Origin of the sequence: Kribbella sp. CA-294648, assembly GCF_050943845.1 — a bacterium.
In the GTDB taxonomy this organism is placed as follows: Bacteria; Actinomycetota; Actinomycetes; order Propionibacteriales; family Kribbellaceae; genus Kribbella.
This window is the reverse complement of the sequence record NZ_CP191981.1, coordinates 1,649,256-1,666,940: the sequence shown is the minus strand read 5'-3', so window position 1 is coordinate 1,666,940 and position 17,685 is coordinate 1,649,256. Positions and strand designations below refer to the sequence as shown.

General features: G+C 67.8%; 14 protein-coding genes. 6 read left to right on the top strand and 8 right to left on the bottom strand.

Features of this window, described 5'->3' with window-relative positions; translation table 11 throughout:
- Positions 1–5 precede the first annotated feature (5 nt).
- Genes ACQPYM_RS08130 through ACQPYM_RS08115 form a run of 4 tightly spaced genes read right to left on the bottom strand, consistent with a single transcriptional unit; the run spans position 6 to position 3,922 of the window.
- Positions 6–926 (bottom strand): NAD-dependent epimerase/dehydratase family protein, encoded by a 921-nt coding sequence (locus tag ACQPYM_RS08130; protein ID WP_433017276.1) that lies wholly within the window; start codon positions 924–926, stop codon positions 6–8.
- A complete protein-coding gene (locus ACQPYM_RS08125) occupies positions 923–1,528 on the bottom strand; it encodes a dihydrofolate reductase family protein (protein ID WP_433017273.1) in 606 nt (201 codons plus the stop codon). Before ACQPYM_RS08125 ends, ACQPYM_RS08130 begins: the two co-directional genes overlap by 4 nt.
- Before the next feature lie 21 nt (positions 1,529–1,549).
- Positions 1,550–2,872 (bottom strand): FAD-binding oxidoreductase, encoded by a 1,323-nt coding sequence (locus ACQPYM_RS08120; RefSeq protein ID WP_433017270.1) that lies wholly within the window; start codon positions 2,870–2,872, stop codon positions 1,550–1,552.
- A 54-nt stretch (positions 2,873–2,926) separates the two neighbouring features.
- Positions 2,927–3,922, bottom strand: a complete 996-nt coding sequence (locus ACQPYM_RS08115; RefSeq protein WP_433017267.1) for a helix-turn-helix domain-containing protein — start codon at positions 3,920–3,922, stop codon at positions 2,927–2,929.
- 227 nt (positions 3,923–4,149) lie between these two features.
- On the opposite strand from ACQPYM_RS08115, the gene ACQPYM_RS08110 reads away from it, so the two are divergent.
- Together ACQPYM_RS08110 and ACQPYM_RS08105 are read left to right on the top strand one after the other, a co-directional pair.
- Positions 4,150–6,096, top strand: a complete 1,947-nt coding sequence (locus ACQPYM_RS08110) for a glycosyl hydrolase family 8 (protein WP_433017264.1) — start codon at positions 4,150–4,152, stop codon at positions 6,094–6,096.
- A gap of 231 nt (positions 6,097–6,327) precedes the next feature.
- Positions 6,328–6,615 carry a YiaA/YiaB family inner membrane protein gene (locus ACQPYM_RS08105; protein ID WP_433017261.1) on the top strand — a complete coding sequence of 96 codons (288 nt, stop codon included), beginning with the start codon at positions 6,328–6,330 and terminating at the stop codon, positions 6,613–6,615.
- 321 nt (positions 6,616–6,936) lie between these two features.
- On the opposite strand, the gene ACQPYM_RS08100 is transcribed toward ACQPYM_RS08105, so the two are convergent.
- Complete coding sequence (locus ACQPYM_RS08100; protein ID WP_433017258.1) at positions 6,937–8,646, bottom strand: metallophosphoesterase; 1,710 nt, start codon at positions 8,644–8,646, stop codon at positions 6,937–6,939.
- Between the two features lie 91 nt (positions 8,647–8,737).
- Between ACQPYM_RS08100 and ACQPYM_RS08095 the strand changes: the two genes are divergently transcribed.
- On the top strand, positions 8,738–9,628 hold the full coding sequence (locus tag ACQPYM_RS08095; protein ID WP_433017255.1) for an ABC transporter permease: 891 nt from the start codon (positions 8,738–8,740) through the stop codon (positions 9,626–9,628).
- Positions 9,621–10,382 carry an ABC transporter ATP-binding protein gene (locus tag ACQPYM_RS08090; protein WP_433017252.1) on the top strand — a complete coding sequence of 254 codons (762 nt, stop codon included), beginning with the start codon at positions 9,621–9,623 and terminating at the stop codon, positions 10,380–10,382. Before ACQPYM_RS08095 ends, ACQPYM_RS08090 begins: the two co-directional genes overlap by 8 nt.
- Before the next feature lie 12 nt (positions 10,383–10,394).
- On the opposite strand, the gene ACQPYM_RS08085 is transcribed toward ACQPYM_RS08090, so the two are convergent.
- Both ACQPYM_RS08085 and ACQPYM_RS08080 read right to left on the bottom strand, forming a co-directional pair.
- Positions 10,395–11,432 carry a glycosyltransferase family 2 protein gene (locus tag ACQPYM_RS08085; protein ID WP_433017249.1) on the bottom strand — a complete coding sequence of 346 codons (1,038 nt, stop codon included), beginning with the start codon at positions 11,430–11,432 and terminating at the stop codon, positions 10,395–10,397.
- Between the two features lie 7 nt (positions 11,433–11,439).
- Positions 11,440–12,924 carry an LCP family protein gene (locus ACQPYM_RS08080; RefSeq protein WP_433017246.1) on the bottom strand — a complete coding sequence of 495 codons (1,485 nt, stop codon included), beginning with the start codon at positions 12,922–12,924 and terminating at the stop codon, positions 11,440–11,442.
- A gap of 361 nt (positions 12,925–13,285) precedes the next feature.
- Here ACQPYM_RS08080 and ACQPYM_RS08075 point away from each other — a divergent pair, with 361 nt between their 5' ends.
- Positions 13,286–14,161 carry a S1 family peptidase gene (locus ACQPYM_RS08075; RefSeq protein WP_433017243.1) on the top strand — a complete coding sequence of 292 codons (876 nt, stop codon included), beginning with the start codon at positions 13,286–13,288 and terminating at the stop codon, positions 14,159–14,161.
- A 262-nt stretch (positions 14,162–14,423) separates the two neighbouring features.
- Here the strand turns inward: ACQPYM_RS08075 and ACQPYM_RS08070 are convergent, their stop codons facing one another.
- Positions 14,424–15,068 carry a methyltransferase domain-containing protein gene (locus ACQPYM_RS08070; RefSeq protein WP_433017240.1) on the bottom strand — a complete coding sequence of 215 codons (645 nt, stop codon included), beginning with the start codon at positions 15,066–15,068 and terminating at the stop codon, positions 14,424–14,426.
- Positions 15,069–15,299: 231 nt separating this feature from the next.
- Between ACQPYM_RS08070 and ACQPYM_RS08065 the strand changes: the two genes are divergently transcribed.
- Positions 15,300–16,841, top strand: a complete 1,542-nt coding sequence (locus ACQPYM_RS08065) for a DUF222 domain-containing protein (protein ID WP_433017237.1) — start codon at positions 15,300–15,302, stop codon at positions 16,839–16,841.
- Positions 16,842–17,685: the final 844 nt, after the last annotated feature.

Here is a 17,685-nt window from a genome sequence, read left to right as displayed (position 1 = left end):
TCTCCTCAGCGGTGGTTGCCGGCGCGCCAGGCGACGTAGTCCGAGACTGCCGCGGCGACGTCGAACATCGGGGTGAAGCCGGTCTCCTGGGTGAGCCGGGTGATGTCGAGGTACGGGTCCTCGCCGGGGCCGTGCCGGCGTCCCGGTAGGAGGTCGAGTTCTACGCCGGGGTTGATCGCCTGGACGGCTTCCACGAATTCGCGGTGGGTGGAGCGTCGGCCGCTGGACACGTTGTAGATGGTGTGGCGCAGGGTTTTCGCGGTTGTCAGCAAGGCGATCGCTCGTCCCGCGTCGGGTGCGTAGCAACTGTCGCCGCCGTCGTCGGCGTACAGGGGCTTCGGCTTTTCGCCGCGCTGCAACGCGCTGATGTACGGCGGGTAGGGGCTGAACTGTGATTCGGGGTCCATCAGCGGTCCCCAGGTGCTCCCGATCCGCAAGAGGATCGGCTGGACGCCACTGCCTGCGAGGCTGTGCGTGGTGATCGGCTCAACCGCTTTCTTGAAGGCGACGATCAGGTGCGGGAGGTCGACGGCGGGGAGGTCGAGCCCTTCGTGCCAAGGGATTTCGGGCCGGCCGATGTACAGGCCGATGCTGCTGGCGACGGCGAATCGGCGGACCTTCCAGGCGCGGGCGGCGTCCAGCGCGTTGAGCAGGACGGTCGTGTCGGTGCGGAAGTAGCCGATCGGGTCATCGCCGGGGATGGTTCCGGCCAGGTGCACGATTTCGCTGATTTCATAACGGTTGCCTAGGGCAAAGAACGCGTCCCGGTCGGTGAGGTCGAGCGATTCCACGGTGACCTGGCCGGCCAGGAACGACGGTACGTCGGTCTGGCGGTAGGAGGTGACGACCACTTCGTGTCCGAGGTCGACGAGCGCGCGGGCGGTGTGGGAACCGATCATGCCCAGCCCGCCGGTGACGAGGATCATCGGACCACCTCGTAGTGCAGGTGGGTCACGCCCGGTGCAGCGACGGCCTCCAGCAGCCGGAGGTGCACGTGCTTCGGGACCGACTGGAAGAAGCTGTGACCGCCGCCCAGCAGGATGGGGATCTGGTGCAGGATCACCTCGTCGACAAGGTCCGCCGCGAGCGCGGAGGTCAGCGCGCCACCGCCCATCACGGCGATATCTTTGCCCCCGGCAACCTTGCGGGCCGCCTCGATCGCCTCCTCGATGCCGGTGGTGATCAGCGTCTGCTGCTCACTGACCTCCGGCGCGGGCCGGTGGGTCAGCAGGAACAGCGGGGCGGTCGGATGCGGGCTGCCGCCACCGAAGTGACTCGAGTGCTCGTACGTCGTCCGCCCAACGACCGTTGCGCCCACGCGGCGCGCGGCGGTGTCGAAGACGCGAGCGCTCGGCTCGCTCAGCTTGAACCCCTCGAACACCTGGCTCGGGGTATCGCCGTTGAAGTACCAGTCGAACAGCATGCCCGCGTCGCCGAGACCGCGGCCGAACTCGTCGCCACCGTCGGGTGTGCGACCGCTGATGTACCCGTCGACCGAAACCGAGTGGGCACTGATCACCTTGCTCATGACACTCCCTTTGTTGCTTGCTCAGATCGCTTGCTGGAAGTCGAAAAATCGATGTGGGTCGTAGGTCTTTTTGACCGCGGTCAGCCGATGATGGTTGCTCCCGTGGTACGCCGCGGCCGGATCGTCGAGCGCGAGGTCGGGGAAGTTCGGAGAGACGTGACCTGACCCGTCGGGATGGGTGATCGCCCAGGATTCGTCGACCCAGGGGCTGGGCGCCTCGGCGACGTGTTCGAGCAGGAAGCGTTGCCCGCGATGGGCGAAGGCGGTGGCGTCCGCGGCGATCCGGTTGTAGGCACCGCCCATCGCGGTGAACGACAGTTCCCGCCGGCCCACGTCCCTTGGCTCGCCGAATTGGGTCAGCAGTGATGTGAGGGTGGCGTCGGTCAGTGCCTGGACGAAGAACTCCGATCTGATCCGAAGCGGGCTGTCCGGAAGGCCTCGTGGATCGGCGAAGGTGTCCTTCAGTTGGTGATACGGCAGACCGGCTCGCAACTCGATCGCCGGCGTTGCTTTGAGCTGATCGGTGAGTTCCCGGAGTAAGGCCGCGGTCGGGTCTTCCGCGAGAAGCGAGGCGCCGAAGAGGGTCGCCTGGAGCGGCCTGCCGGGCTCGGAGACCAGGCTGAGGTTGGCGGTGAGTTCGTCCGGGGCGTCCGGTGCCCAGTACTGCCAGGCCGCGACCAGGTCTTTGACGACCGGCCCGGACCAGCGCGCCTCGATCCGAGTCGTCGTCGGCTCGGGGACGGTGGCGTACCGCAGTACGGTGACAACGCCGAACTGGCCGCCGCCCGAACCTCGCAGCGCCCAGAAAAGGTCTGGCTCGTGGTCGTCGTCGCAATCCACGACGGTGCCGTCCGCGAGCACGATCTGGGCGCCGACGAGCCGATCGCAGGTCAGCCCGTACTTCCGCCCGAGCAGGCCGATCCCGCCGCCGAGGGTGAGGCCCGCGATGCCGACGGTGGCGCCGCATCCGGCGGGCAGCGTGCGGTCGCAGGCGTGGAGTTCCGCGTACACCTGCCCCAGGCGCGCACCGGCTCCGATCGTCGCGACGCCGTCGGCCGCGACGGAGATGTCGGCCAGGCCGGAGAGGTCGAGCACGATCCCCTCGGTCGACGATCGGCCCGCGAAGCAGTGGCCACCACCGCGCGGGACGATGCGGTCACCGGTGGCTCTCGCGTATTCCAGTGCGGCGACGACATCCGGGACCGACCGGCACCGCACGACGAGCCGCGGACGCACGTCGCCGTACGCCGGATTGGCGGGCCGGCGCATCGCCTCGTACCCCGGCGAATCCGGGCTGAACACCTCGCCGTCGAGTGAGCCGGCGAACCTCGCCAAGTCGGTCATGACCCGAAACTACGAGCGGCCGGGCACTCCGGTCTTGAACAAATCACGCACGGTCTAGACCGGTATCAGTTCTCCCTGACGATCATCCCCGCCGGCATCGGCGCTGGCACCGGCGGCGCGGGGATCGGCGGCGGTGCGACTGGCAGCGAAGCGGCTGGCAGCGGAGCGGCTGACTGCGGGGCGGCCGGCGAGGAAGGGGTGGTAGGAGGCGTAGTGGTCGTGGCCGCAGGCGCAGCGGTCGACGCTGCCGCCCAGGAGCTGCCGCGGGGTCAGGCCGGTCAGGCGGAGGCACTCCCGGCTCAGGTGCGCCTGGTCGGCGTACCCGACGTCGACAGCCAGTCCCGCCATCCCGTCCGCGCCGAGCAGCGCGGTGGCCGACGCGCCGGCCTGAGCCAGCGCGAGGAATCCCTGGAACCGCAGCGTCCGCTGCAGCACCTTCGGACTCACCCCAACCGCCTGCTGGCACCGCCGCCGCAACTGGCTCGCGGAAAGCGCGAGGTGATCCGCCAACCCGTCGATGTGGGTCGACTGCCACGGCATCAGCGCCTTCACGGCCGCGCCGACCAACCGATCCCCACCGCCCGTACGCCGAAACTCGTGCAGGAGATGCGTTTGCAGCCCCATCAACGCCTGCTCAGGCGACTCGGCCCGCGCCATCGACTCCACCAGACGATCCGCCGTACTACGCCACAACTCCGTCATCTCAACCCGCTGGTCGACCAACTCGTCGAGCATCGCCGGCAGCGGCGGCGCGGTCCCCGGATGGAACCGCACGCCCACGATCGTCGTCCGCGGCGGAATCACCTCGACCTGCGGCCCGGTCAACGGCCCGACCAACTGCGGACAGCCCCCGATCGGGAAATGAATCTCAACCCCACCCGTCGGCAAATGCCGCTGCACGTACGCCGCATCCCCGGTCCGCTGGATCCACACCGTCCGCACGACCCCCGCCAACCCCACCAAGGGCAGCCGCTCGACGTACGCCTCCATCCCCGCATAGTCCCACCACCAGCCCACCAAGACCACGCTTTCGAACCCGATGGAATTCATTGCCGCCGCCGCGCCTCGCTCGCTTGAACAGCAGCCGGAAAGCTTCGGGGCGGCGGCGGTATGTTGCCGGGAAGTTCTCTGAGTTGTGGGCTCGGGGTGGAGGCATCCGGGGTGAGGGGTTGCACTCCGGGGTGCTGGGATTTACCTTCAGCTAACCGTTAGGAAGGTTTCCTAATGGTCTAGGCAGCTGCAGCGCCTTTCCCTTCACCGCCCGGAGGACACCGCTGATGTCGTATCTACTTCGAGGGCTGACCGCTGCCGCGGTCGTCGCCTCCGTCCTGTTCGTCCAACCAGCCCTCGCCCCATCCGGCTCGACGGCTGCCACCGCCGCCGACACCCTGCTCTCCCAGGGAAAACCCGCCACAGCTTCGTCCATCGAGGGCAGCGGCTTCGAGGCGGCCAGCGCCGTCGACGGCAACTCCTCCACCCGGTGGGCCAGCGTCGAAGGCCACGATCCCGAGTGGATCCGGGTCGACCTCGGCGCCACCGCGACCATCAGCCGGGTGAAGCTCAACTGGGAGGTTGCGTACGGCAAGTCGTACAAGGTCCAGACGTCAGCCGACGGCACGGCCTGGACCGACGTCTACTCGACCACGACCGGCAACGGCGCGATCGACGACCTGACCGTGGCGGGTAGCGGCCGGTACGTGCGCGTCTACGGAACCGCCCGCGGTACGACGTACGGCTACTCCCTCTGGGACCTCGAGGTCTACGGCACCACCGGCGGCGGCACGGGTGACACCACCCCACCGAGTACGCCGACCGGTCTCGCCGCCACCGGGACGACCTCGAGCAGCGTCTCGCTGGCGTGGAACGCGTCCTCGGACAACATCGGCGTCACCGGCTACGTCATCTCCCGCAACGGCACGGAGATCGCGACGACCGGCACCGGTACGACGTACACGGACACCGGTCGCGCGGCGTCGACCAGCTACACGTACACGGTCAAAGCGCGCGATGCCGCCGGCAACGTGTCCGCCGCGAGCAACACCGTAACGGCGACCACTCAGGCCGGCGGCAGCGGACCGGCCGTGCCGTTCGGCAGCCACCAGTTCCCGTACGCCGCCGGCATGCTCAAGCCGTCCGGCACCCAGGCGACGCTCGACCAGAAGGTGATCGACTACTACCAGCGCTGGAAGGCCGCTTTCGTCAAGCAGAACTGCGGCAACGGCTGGTACCAGATCATCTCGCCCGACGCCGATCACCCGTACGTCGCCGAGGCCCAGGGCTACGGCATGGTCGTCACCGCGACCATGGCAGGAGCCGACCCCGCCGCCAAGACGATCTTCGACGGCCTGGTCAAGTACATGCTCGCCCACCCCTCCGTGCACAACCCTGACCTGCTGGCCGCCGAGCAGAACTCGTCCTGCGTCAGCGTCAACGGCTCCGACAGCGCGACCGACGGCGACATGGACGTCGCGTACGGCCTGCTGCTGGCGGACCGGCAGTGGGGCAGCGCGGGGACGTACAACTACAAGCAGCTCGCCATCCGGCACATCAACGCAATCAGGGCGAGCGAGATCAACCCGAGCACCAACCTGCTCAAGCTTGGCGACTGGAGCAGCTCCGGCGACCAGTACTACTACATCTCTCGGACGTCGGACTGGATGATCGACCACTTCCGCGCCTTCAAGGCAGCCACCGGCAACTCCGCCTGGGACACCATCCGAACCGCCCACCAGAACGTGCAGGCCTCCCTGCAGGCGAACTACGCACCCAGCACCGGCCTGCTGCCGGACTTCGTGATCAACACCAACACCACCCCGAAGCCGGCCGCCGGCCAGGTCCTCGAAGACCCCAACGACGGCTCGTACTGGTGGAACGCCTGCCGCGACCCCTGGCGGATCGGCGCCGACGCCGTCACCAGCGGCGACTCCAAGTCACTCACCGCGGCCCGCAAACTCAACACCTGGATCAAGTCCAAGACAGGCGGCAACCCCAACAACATTGCCATCGGCTACAAACTGAACGGAACCCAGATCTCCGCCGGCAGCGATCCGGCGTACTTCGCCCCGTTCGCCGTAGTAGCCATGACCGACCCCAACAGCCAAGCCTGGCTGGACGCCCTCTGGAACAAGATGCTCGCCACCCCCATCGACACCAGCAGCTACTACGCCGCCAGCATCCAACTCCAGGTAATGATCACCACCACCCACAACCACTGGATCCCCTAACCGCCCCAAACCCCGCCCGGCCCACCGGGCCGCGCGGGGTGCTCCCCACACCAAGCAACTCCCCACGCTGCCTCCCACGGTCACCTGATTGGCCAGGCAAGCGCCGCTCTCGCGCTCGGCGACCCGCGACCCCGCATCCCTCACCGGTGCTGCGCCGCCGTCCCGCTGGCCCTTCCCCGGTTGAGTAATTCACCTCATGCGCCGGACACTTCCCTCCCGCAGGATCAACGCATGAGCAAACCGATCCAGCCCTCGCAGACCTCTGCCTTCTACGTTCAAGCGGTCCTGTCCTTCGGCATCTCGCTGGCCGCCATGACGATCGCCATCGTCTACCTCCCCGCAGCCACCTGGATCCGCGCGTTCCTCGCCCTCGGCCTCCTCTACCTCGTCACCTCGACCGTGACCCTTTGCAAGGTCGTTCGAGACCGCCAAGAACTCTCCGTCGTCACTACCCGAGTAGACCAAGCCCGCCTCGACAAACTCCTCGCAGAACACGACCCCTTCAGAGTCGACGCCTGACCGGCCGCCCCGGACCGCCAGCACTCACAAACCTCGCCCGAGCAGTCCTGCCAAGGCGTAGGAGGGGTACGCCTTGGGCTGCGCGCAGCGGGTTTGTGAGTGCTGGCGGTCCCGGGAGAAGCCGGGCCAGTGAGCGCGACACGAGTCATACGTCCGATGCAAGCGCACCCGCCGCCGTCACGGCGACGCAGGAGCCGCGCGTACGGCGGAGGAAAGCCCGCGCAGCGGAAAGGTGGCGACGTCGGAGCGTGGTGGGGGGTGGGGAGCTAGCGAACGTGGGCGCGACGTAGGAGCGGCCGTCGGAGCCGGCGTGGGGAGCTCTTACAGGACGGCTGCTGTGTCGTTGGCGATTACTCGGCGAGGGACTTTGATCGGTGGCTCGATCAGGGCGACCTTCAACGACTTGCCGTCCGGGACGATCCACGGGGTTTCTGGTGAGGCGTTGGGTTCGGCCTTCCAGGTGTGGCAGACCTTGGGGATTTTGATGGGGTAGATGGTCAGTTCGCCCTGGGGGCTGATGTGGAGGCGGAGGAAGCCTTTGTAGTCCTCGATGCTTTGGCCGGCGAAGAGTTCGTTCACGTTGAAGCGGAACTTGCCGGCGATCAGCAGATAGGCGGCCACTAGTTCGGCGTCCACGAAGCCCACCACCAAAGGGGTTCCCACGAGGGTGACCAGGACCGTTATCCAGTCCGCGGCACCCTGGCTGAGGCGGAAGAGGACAGCGGCCCAGGCAACCATCAAGGCCAGGTGGGCCAGGGAATGCAGGAATCCGGCGACCGCGGCGGCCCAGCCGCTGCGGACCAGGCCGAACCGGCTGAAAAGCACCCCGGCAATGACTGTGAAGGCCACACCGAAGGCCGCCGGGGTCCACGCGGACAGCAATCCGAAGATGCCGTTCGGTTCAGCGGCAAGGCCGAACTGGACGAGCAAGGCGAGGACGGTCTGCAGACCTGCCGTCAGTCCCCAGAAGCCCGGATTGCTCACCGGCAGCCGATAGATCCCCTTGGCCAGGCGCTTCGATTCCCTCGCCTCGGGATAGGTCTGCACTTTGTCGTACGTCGTGACCTCGTTGACGTCGGCAACTCGCGAGACCTTCGGCGGCAGCGTCAACGACGGCGGCAAAAGGTGCGTCGCCGAAAGGAAAGCTCCCCCACCACCGCTCGTGATCCGTTGCCCGCTGCCATCGCGTTCGGCGTACCGCGCGTAGTGGTGCGCGTCGCCCGACAACATCACCCGGGTCACGGCGCCCGAAGGCCGGATGATCTCGCGGTCGAAGAAGCGGATGGTGTCGTACTCGTGCGTGTCGCCGCCGGCGCCGGCGTGCACCCACGCGGGTGTCGGCGTACAGAGGATGACCGCGTCGCCCTCTTGCATGCCGGCCAGTGCTTCGCGGAAGTAGTCGAGTTGTGGTGCGTCGATGTAGCCGCCGAACTGGGTGTCGATGGCAACGAGCCACCAGCGGTGCGGGAGTTCGATCGCGAAGTAGCTGCGGCCTTGCTCGGTTTTCCAGCCACCCACGTCGCGCTGCTGGGCGAAGACGCGCAGGAATGCTGTCAGGCCGTCGTACCAGTCGTGGTTGCCCGGCAGCGCGAAGAGCGTCGGCTGGTTCGCCGGTTCCGGCAGGGCGGCGCGGTACGGGCCCTTGGTGCGATCCTCGTACGCCGTCGACGACGCGGCCGGGTACACCTGGTCGCCACCCATCACGAGCAGCGAAGCTCGGGGCAGCGGCAACCCGTCGACCGGCTCCACAACCGGCGCGGCCAGTACCGAGGCGACCGAGTACGTCGCGTCGAAACCGTCGCCCAGGTCGGCGACGAAATCGAACCACAGCTCGTCGGTGCCGTGCCGGTACCCGTCGGCGGGCAACGAACTCTGCAGCTCGCGCTTGTCGGCGTACGCGCCGAAGATCCCGGACAGGACGGCCTTGACGCCGATGCTGCCGAGCACCGACGGCAGCAACCAACGGACTGGTCCTCGAATGCGGAATCCGAGCTCTTCCTCGGACAGATCAGAAGGGCGGCTCTGCTTCACCCGGCTACGTTACGGCCGGTGGGGTGCCACCGCGACCGGGACCGTGGCGTCGATGTGAGGACTGCGCCACCGGGCCGATAGATTGGCCCGCATGTCTAACGCGGCCGGGCCGGCCGAGACCGTCGACCTGGCGGCGCTGGCGGAGCGACATGGCCTGACCAGAAGCTCGGCGAGGCCACCACTCGGCGCCTACCTGCGTGAGTTGTGGGGACGCCGGCAGTTCGTCGTCAGCTACGCCCGGGCCCGCACCTACGCCATGTACGCCGGTGCGCGGCTGGGGTCGGTCTGGCAGGTGCTCACGCCGCTGATGAACGCCGCCGTGTACTACCTGGCATTCGGCGTCCTGCTGGGCACCAAGCACGGCATCGACAACTACGCCGCCTTCCTGATCTGCGGCATGTTCGTCTTCACCTACACGCAACGCTCGATGACCGAGGGCTCCCGGGCGCTGGCGCTCAACATGTCGCTGATCCGCACGCTGCACTTCCCGCGGGCGACGCTGCCACTGGCGTACGTCGTGAACGAGCTGAACCAGATGGCCGTCTCGATGGGCATCCTGTTCGTCCTGGTCGGGGCAACCGACGGGATCAGCTGGCGCTGGCTGCTCGTCGTACCGGCGCTGGTGTTGCAGACGATGTTCAACCTCGGGATGACGTTGATCTTCGCCCGGATCGGCACGTTCGTGTCCGACATCAGCCAGCTGCTGCCGTTCGTCACCCGGACCTGGTTGTATGCCTCCGGCATCTTCTTCTCCATCCCGGACAAGCTCCGCGACATCGACGCGCCGTCGTGGGTCATCCATGTGCTGGCGCTCAACCCGATCTCGGCGTACATCGACCTCGTCCGTCGCGCGTTGCTCGACGAGCACGAGCAGCACGCGTTGCCGAACGCCTGGCCGATCGCGGCCGGCTGGGCGGTCGTCGTACTGGCCGGCGGGTTCGTCTACTTCTGGCGCGCGGAAGACCGGTACGGCCGTGGCTGAGCCGATCCCGACCGTCATCGCGGACGACGTCAACATCATCTACAAGGTGATCGCCGGGCAGGGCGGCAAGGGCACGGCGGCGACCGCGTTCCGGCGCATCCTCAAACGCCAGGACCGGCCGACGATCCGCGAGGTGCACGCGGTCAAGAGCGTCACCTTCACGGCGTACAAGGGCGACGCGATCGGCGTGATCGGGCGCAACGGCTCGGGCAAGTCGACCCTGTTGCGGGCGATCGCCGGCCTGCTGCCGCCAGCGTCGGGCGCGATCTACACCGGCAGCCGGCCGTCGCTGCTCGGAGTCAACGCCGCGATGATGAACGACCTGACCGGCGACCGCAACGTCGTACTGGGGTGCCTGGCGATGGGCATGTCCCCCGCCGAGATCACCGACCGGTACGACGAGATCGTCGAGTTCTCCGGCATCGGCGACTTCATCGATCTGCCGATGTCGACGTACTCGTCAGGGATGGCGGCCCGGCTGAAGTTCGCGATCGCCTCGGCCAAGACCCACGACATCCTCCTGGTCGACGAGGCGCTGGCCACCGGTGACGCCGAGTTCCGGGTCAGGTCGGAGCAGAAGATCAAGGACCTGAGGTCCGAGGCCGGCACGGTCTTCCTGGTCAGCCACAGCCTGGACGTCGTACTGGACACCTGCAACCGAGCGCTCTGGCTCGACAAGGGGGTACTGCGCATGGACGGCGACACCCAGGAGGTAGTCGCCGCCTATACCCGTGAAGCCACTGCCAGCAGGTAGCAGCCGAGTCGGCTAGGCAGAAGCAGGAGCACCGGGGGCTGTGGCAGCCGGTGGGGCCGGGCGCTCCTGGAGGCCTACCAGGAAGCCGATACCCCAGGAGATGTGCATGGTGGCGCAGATCAGGGGTAGCCAGAAGAGGGCTTTCCAGGGCAGGTAGCGGCCTTCCATGGCTGAGCCGACCATGATCAGAAGCGCATAGCCGAGGGGTGCCAGGAAGCCGAGGTCCAGGATGCTGACGCCGGTGGCCAGGCCCACGATGCCGAGGATGGTGCCGACTGCCATCAGGATCACCGCGACCGGCGGGGCCAGGTAGCGCTTGCTGGCCGTCTCCGGGTGGCGGCGGATGACTTCGCGGCGCCACTGGCCGGTGTGGAAGAACTGCCTGGCGACGTCCTTGAGGGACGAGCGGGGGCGGTACGTCACGGACAGGTCGGGGCTGAACCAGATCAGGCCGCCGGTCTTGCGGATGCGGTAGTTGAGTTCCCAGTCCTGGGCCCGGTGCATCGACTCGTCGAAGCCGCCGACACGTTCCAGGGCCGCCCGCCGGAAGACGCCGAGGTACACGGTGTCCGCCGGACCCGCCTTGCCGCCCTGGTGGAAGGTGGACGCGCCCAGCCCGAGCCGCGAACGATAGGCACACGCGACGGCCATCTCGATCGGCGTACGGCCCTCGGCAGCCATCACCCCACCCACGTTGTCGGCGCCGCTCTCGTGCAGCACCTCGACCGCCCGGGTGATGTAGCCCTGGGTCAGCACGCCGTGCCCATCGACCCGTACGACGATGTCGTGGCGGGCGTGGGCGATCCCGGTGTTCAGGCCCGCCGGGGTCTTGCCCGACGGGTTGGCCACGATCGTGATCCGTTTGTCGGCCTCGGCCAGCCGGTCGGCGATCTGCTGCGTCTTGTCCTTGCTGGGACCGATCGCGAGCACCACCTCCAGCTCGCCTGGGTACTCCTGGTCGAGGACGCGGCCGACTGCCTCTTCGAGGTGGCGTTCCTCGTTCAGCACCGGCATCACGACGGAGACTGGGGGCCAGGAAGACAAGGACATGTTCAGGTCAGGCCTTACAGATCGAAGCGACGTCGTCGACGTCGTTACCGGGTTTGGACGGGGTGGTGCTGGTCTTGCCGGGCTTGGCCGACGTGGTCGGTTTCTTGGTGGCCGTGGTGCTCTTGCTGCTACTCGGGGTGTTCGTGGTCTTACCGTCGCCGCCATCGGACGACTTGTCCAGCGCTTCGGACTTTCCGATCGCCTCGGCCACCTTGGCCCGGATCAGCTCGAAGTCGGGGTTGCCGGTCTTGATCAGTGGCGGGACCGCGGAGAAGCTTGACACCGGCAGCTTCTTCGCGTCCAGCGCGAGGTCGGTGAAGGTGCCCAGGTCGCCGGACGGGATGTCGGTGTTGACCACCTTCTTGCTCGCCTTCGCGATGCCCTGGAACTTGGTCAGCACGGTCTGCGGCGACAGCTGGTTCAGCATCGCCGTCATCACGCACTTCTGCCGGGTCATCCGCTCGTAGTCTGTCGCACCGGCCCTCGACCGCGCGAACCAGAGGGCGTGGTACCCGTCCAGATGCTGGTTCTTGCCCGGCTCGATGTAGCCCTTGATCGGCGAACCGATCCCGCCGATCGGGACCCGCTTGCCGACGTCGAGAGTGATCCCGCCGACCGCGTTGAGCAGGTCGCGGAACCCGGCCAGGTCGATCAGTACGTGGTAGTTGACTTTCAGCCCGGTGATGCCCTCGACCGCCTGCTTGGTCGCCGTGGCGCCGGGGTCCGGGTCGCCGGGGAACAGGGCCGGGTGGCCGGCGCCGTACGTGTAGACGCCGTTCAGCAGGCAGTTCTCGGCGCAGTCCTTCCACCGGAACCCCTCGGGGAACTCCTTGTTCATCGCCGTACCGGCCGGGAACGGCACGCGGGCCATGTTCCGCGGCAGGCCGATCAGCACGGTCCGGCCGGTGTTCGCGTCGATGCTGGCCAGCGTGATGCTGTCCGGCCGGGTGCCGACCCGATCCGCGCCGGAGTCACCGCCGAGCAGCAGGACGTTGTACCGGCCCTTGTCTGCGTCGGACTTCTCGCCGTTGCCGAACACCGAGGCGACGAAGTCACGCTGGGTGGACACGATCGTGCTGCCCCAGATCAGCGCGCCGACGACCAGCACGATCAGCGCCCCGTCGAGGATGCTGGCGGTCAGCCGGTGCTTGCGCTCCAGCGTCAGCGGCCGGCCGAGCCGGTAGGCGTCGACGAACAGTGCCGCCCACCCGACCGCGAGCAGGATCAGCAGGATCTGGATGATCCGCAGCGTCGTCGGCGACACCATCAGGTTGATCGCACCGGCCCGCCAGATCAGCGACAGCACGATCAGGAAGACGACGACCGCGACGATGCCGCCCAGCACACGCCAGGCCCAGCGCCCGGCCCGCTTGCTGCCGGCCGCGATCTGCGCGGATCCGGGCAGCACCAAGGTCATCAGCAGCAGCGTGAGCGCTCGCTTGAAGCGGACCGGCTCGCTGAGATTGCGCAGGTCTGGCTTCTCCTGCGGCATGAAACCTTCCGTTCTCCCGTGGCATGGACGACACCACCCTCTCAGGCGCGCCGACCTACCTCCTTTTCCCATCCCTCACCGGGTACGACGTACCGGGCAGGGTCATGGTTCGAGCCGGGCGGATCCGGAGACGAAGGGTAACAGTTTCCTTACCCACCGAGAGCGGCGACCAGCCGGTACGGATCGCGGGGATCTCGCCGCGTTGCCGCAGGTTTACCCCTGTACTGGCCCGTACGGCGAAGTTTTCACCGCGTTGTGATGGCCGGAGGTGGGGTTCATCGGATACGAAGAGTCTTGGGCCGGCTACGGCCTGCTTGCGCCGCCCAACCGCAAGCACACCAGTGAGGACAGGAAACCGCCCATGAGACTGTTCCGTACCTTTGCCGCGACCACCGTCGCGCTCAGCGCCGCGCTGCTCGGTGGCAGCCAGGCACTTGCCGTCGAGGCCACACCACAGGCCTCCGCCCCGGCCGCCGTCGCCGCACCCGGTGCCGACTTCACCGGTATCGCGGCCCTCAGCAACTGCTCCGGCTCGCTCGTCCGGTACGCCGAGTCGCTGTCCACCGATCCCGCGCTGATCCTCACCAACGGCCACTGCTACGAAGGCGGTATGCCCAGCCCCGGCCAGGTGATCGTGAACCGCTCCTCAACCCGGCGGTTCACGCTGCTCCGGCCCAGCTCGAGCAACGCCGGCACGGTCCGGGCCAACCGGATCCTCTACGCGACGATGACCAAGACCGACGTGTCGCTGTACCGGCTCACCGAGTCCTACGCCTCGATCAAGTCCCGCCTCAACGTCACCCCGCTGACGCTGGCCAAGCAGTCCCCGGTGGCCGGCGCCGGAATGGCGGTCGTGTCCGGCTACTGGAAGCGGATCTACACCTGCTCGGTCCAGGGCATCATCCCCGAGCTGCGCGAAGCCGGCTGGGTGATGAAGAGCTCCATCAAGTACCTCCAGCCCGGCTGCGAGACGATCGGCGGTACGTCGGGCTCGCCGATCGTGAGCACGACGACAGGTGAGGTGATCGGCGTCAACAACACCGGCAACGAGGACGGCGCCCGCTGCACCCTCAACAACCCGTGCGAGGTAGACGCCAACGGCAACATCACGGTCGACCAGGGCGCGGCCTACGGCCAGCAGACCTGGTGGCTCTACACCTGCCTAACCGCCACCCGCACCCTCGACCTCAACAAAACCGGCTGCCAACTAGCAAAGCCCGCCACCCGCACCCGCTAACCCACCAACAACCTCCGGCGACCACTCCCCCCGCGGGCTGGTCGCCGGAGTGCTTTCTGGCTGGCAAGTATCCCCCCACCCGTAGTCGTATCGCGGGCTGGAGCGTCGCCCCGCCCGAACCAGTGGGGTGGAACCCACCTTCGCAACGAGCTCGAGCTGCGGCTGGATCCGCCTGCTCGCCCACCCCGGGCTCACCTCATGGCGGGTGCATCTGACTTGCTCGAACCGCCGCCGAGACCCCGAGGCTCGACGGACAAGTGCCTCAGGGGCGGCGGCGGGCGAAGATGAGGGCTTGGGGGACTTCTTCGTCTGGGTCGCAGAGCCACTGGGACTCGATCTCGAAGCCGGCGTCGCGCAGCCAGGAGGTCACCTTGTCGGGCTGGCGGCGGTGGACGTAGACCGTCATCGGATGGCCGCCGTACCCCTCCGTCTTCAGCCGCGAGATGTCGCCGACGTGAAACCCGATCTGCAACGGCCCGCCGGGACGCAGTACCCGATGGAAGTGCTTGAAGACTGTCGGCACCTCGTCGTCGGGGATATGGATGAGCGACCACCAGGCGAGCAGGCCGACCACCGAAGCGTCATCCAAAGGCAGGTCGGTCATCGAGCCCACCTCGAACTGCAGCTCAGGATGGTCACGCCGCGCCACGTCGATCATTCCGGGCGACAGATCGATACCGAAGGCGTCGACACCGAGCTCGTTCAGGCGGGCGGTGACATGTCCAGGGCCGCAGCCGACATCCGCCACCGGCCCGCCGCCAGTCGCCAGCACTCGTTCGGCGAACACCCCGAGCGCGGCGCGAAGGTAGGTCTTACCGGCGATGGCGTCGCGCAGTTGGTCGGCGTAGCTGACAGCGACCGTGTCATAAGAAGTTCGGGTATCGGCCAACCAGTCATCCGCAGTCATGCCCGCCACGATATTCGAGGCCAGGCTCATGCCGACTTCAAGCGGCTGCACGAAGCTCTGCCCCCACGCCCGCGAACAGGTCAAATACTTGCCCTAAGCAACATTAGCCGGTTACCCACAGACGGAGGCCTCCTGTGCATAACTTGGCCAGTTCTGCCAATCGCGAGTCTCCTTATAAACAAGGCGGTCTGGGCACGGAAATTGTCGGTGGCGTTGTCTAGAGTTTGCTGCATGGAGACCACGCAGCTACTCCCTCCGTCGAGGCTCGGTGACAGCGCTTTGCTGTCCACTCTCGATGCGGTCGAGGCTGCCCTCTCCACCTTGACCGCGTACCGCCTGCAGTTGGTCGCGGACTTCGATCAGCGCGGCCTCGCGAGCGAACACGGCGCCCGCGACACGATCGAGTTCTTGTCGCTGCGTCACCATCGCAACCGCCGCGAGATCAAGCGCGATCTCGCGACCGCCGAGGCGCTTCGCAGCTACACCGCCGTCAAGTCCGCGCTGCCGGACCCGGTAGCACCGACCGACGCGACGCCCACCACCGCCGACGCCCCGGCACTGGTGTTGAACCCGGGCCAGGCCGCAGCGATCGTCACCACCTTGGAGAAGGCGCCGGCCTCGGTCCCGGTCGAGCTGTTGCGGGTGGCCGAGGTACAGATGATCGAAGCCGCCCAGCTGCTCACTCCGGACGGGCTGCTGGGTTTCGGCCGCGAGGTGCTGGCCCGGTTGGACACCGACGGCCCCGAACCCGCCGAACACGACGCCGCCGCCCGCGAGTCGCTCACGCTGCACCGGGCCGACGGCGGCGTGAAGTTCACCGGCTACCTCGCGGGCGAGAACGCTGAACAGTTCCGCACCCATATCAACCGGTTGTCCAAGCCCCACCGCACCGTCGACGGTGAGCTGGACCCGCGCCCGCACGCCAAGCGCCAGGCCGACGCGTTGAGCTTGATTCTGGACCTCGCCGCCGCCAACACACCCCGCACCGACAACGACCCTGGTACGTCGGGTGGGCCGGGGGTTCCGCACATCACCATCACCATCGACTTCGACGACCTCCGCGCCGCCACCGCCCAAGCAGTCGGCGAACTGGTGTACGGCGACAACCTGTCCGCCTCCGCGATCCGGCGCCTCGCCTGCGACGCCGCCATCCTGCCCATCGTGCTCGGCTCGGACTCCCAGCCCTTGGACGTCGGTACCGAGCAGCGTTTCGTGACGCGGCCGATCCGGCGGGCGCTGATGAGGCGGGACAAGGGCTGCGTGGTCTGCAAGGCGCCGCCGTGGCAGTGCCACGCCCACCACCTGATCCACTGGATCGACGGCGGCCCCACCTCGATCGCCAACCTGGTGCTGCTGTGCGCCGGTCACCACCGCGCCGTGCACTCCGGCCAGTGGGCCATCACCATCACCGGCGGCGTCGTCCACGTAACCCGCCCGGCCTGGACCAGCCCCGGCACCACCACCGCCGCCGACCTAGCCAACCTGACCGACCTGTCGCGCTACTACACCCCGACCTCCGGCCGACAGGTCAGCGTCAACCCCCACCACGAACACCCCAGCATCACCACACCCCACGAGCACCCCAACGTCACCCCGAACCACGAGCACCCCCACCGGCTCCCGGCCACCAGCCTCACCGGACAACCCAGGCCGCAGCCAGACTCGCGCCCCAAGGTGCAAGCCGGTACCGGAGACCTGTCCTGGCTCACCCCAGAAGCCACCGCGCTCCTCGACCCCTGGGGCGACAACGGCACCCCCTCCGCCGGCCCGTAAACCCCCGCACCCGCCGGCGGCTCCGCACCGCGACAGCAGCCGCCGGCGCGAAACACCCCCAACCACCAAGCGCCCGATCACAACCGATCGGGCGCCCAGACCCATGCCACCCACAGCCGGCGAGGCGCCGTGCCCACCCCGCCGCCGTTGCCAAGTACAACCATGTCTTCGGTGCCGCCCGCGCCGCTCACTAACCGGGCACCGGAACGGCTAAGTAGCGGGAGAGACACACAACGCACCCGACCACTCGGTAGTTCGGGTGGAGCAAAGGGAGCCAAGTCACACCGGATCATCCTGGTCATCGCGCTGCTCTTCCTGGGTCCCGCGACAAGAGCACGAGCGGCCACACGGTTGCCTCACCGACGCAACCTGAGCCACATACGCGCCCCACCAGTCGGTAGTTCGGGCGGGCATGACCCTCCAGCATCCGACACGAGCACCGCCAAGGCGACGCACCCCAACGGTCCCGGGTGGCGCCGACACCTCAGCCCGACGAAGCAACGCGAGCCGGATACTCAACGCCCTCCAACCCCAGTAGCTCGACCGGGAGCAAAGCTCGAGCCAGGTCGAACCGGATCATCCTGGTCATCACGCTGCTCTTCCGGGTCCCACGGCAAGAGCACGAGCGGCCACACGGTTGCCTCACCGACGCAACCTGAGCCACATACGCGCCCCACTGGTCGGTAGTTCGGGCGGGCATGACGCTCCAGCATCCGACACGAGCACCGCCAAGGCGACGCACCCCAACGGTCCCGGGTAGCGGCGACGCCTCAGCCCGAGGACGCAGCGCGCCCCGACCACACAACGCAGTCCCGCCGCCCCAGCGGTTCGGGCGGGGTCACGC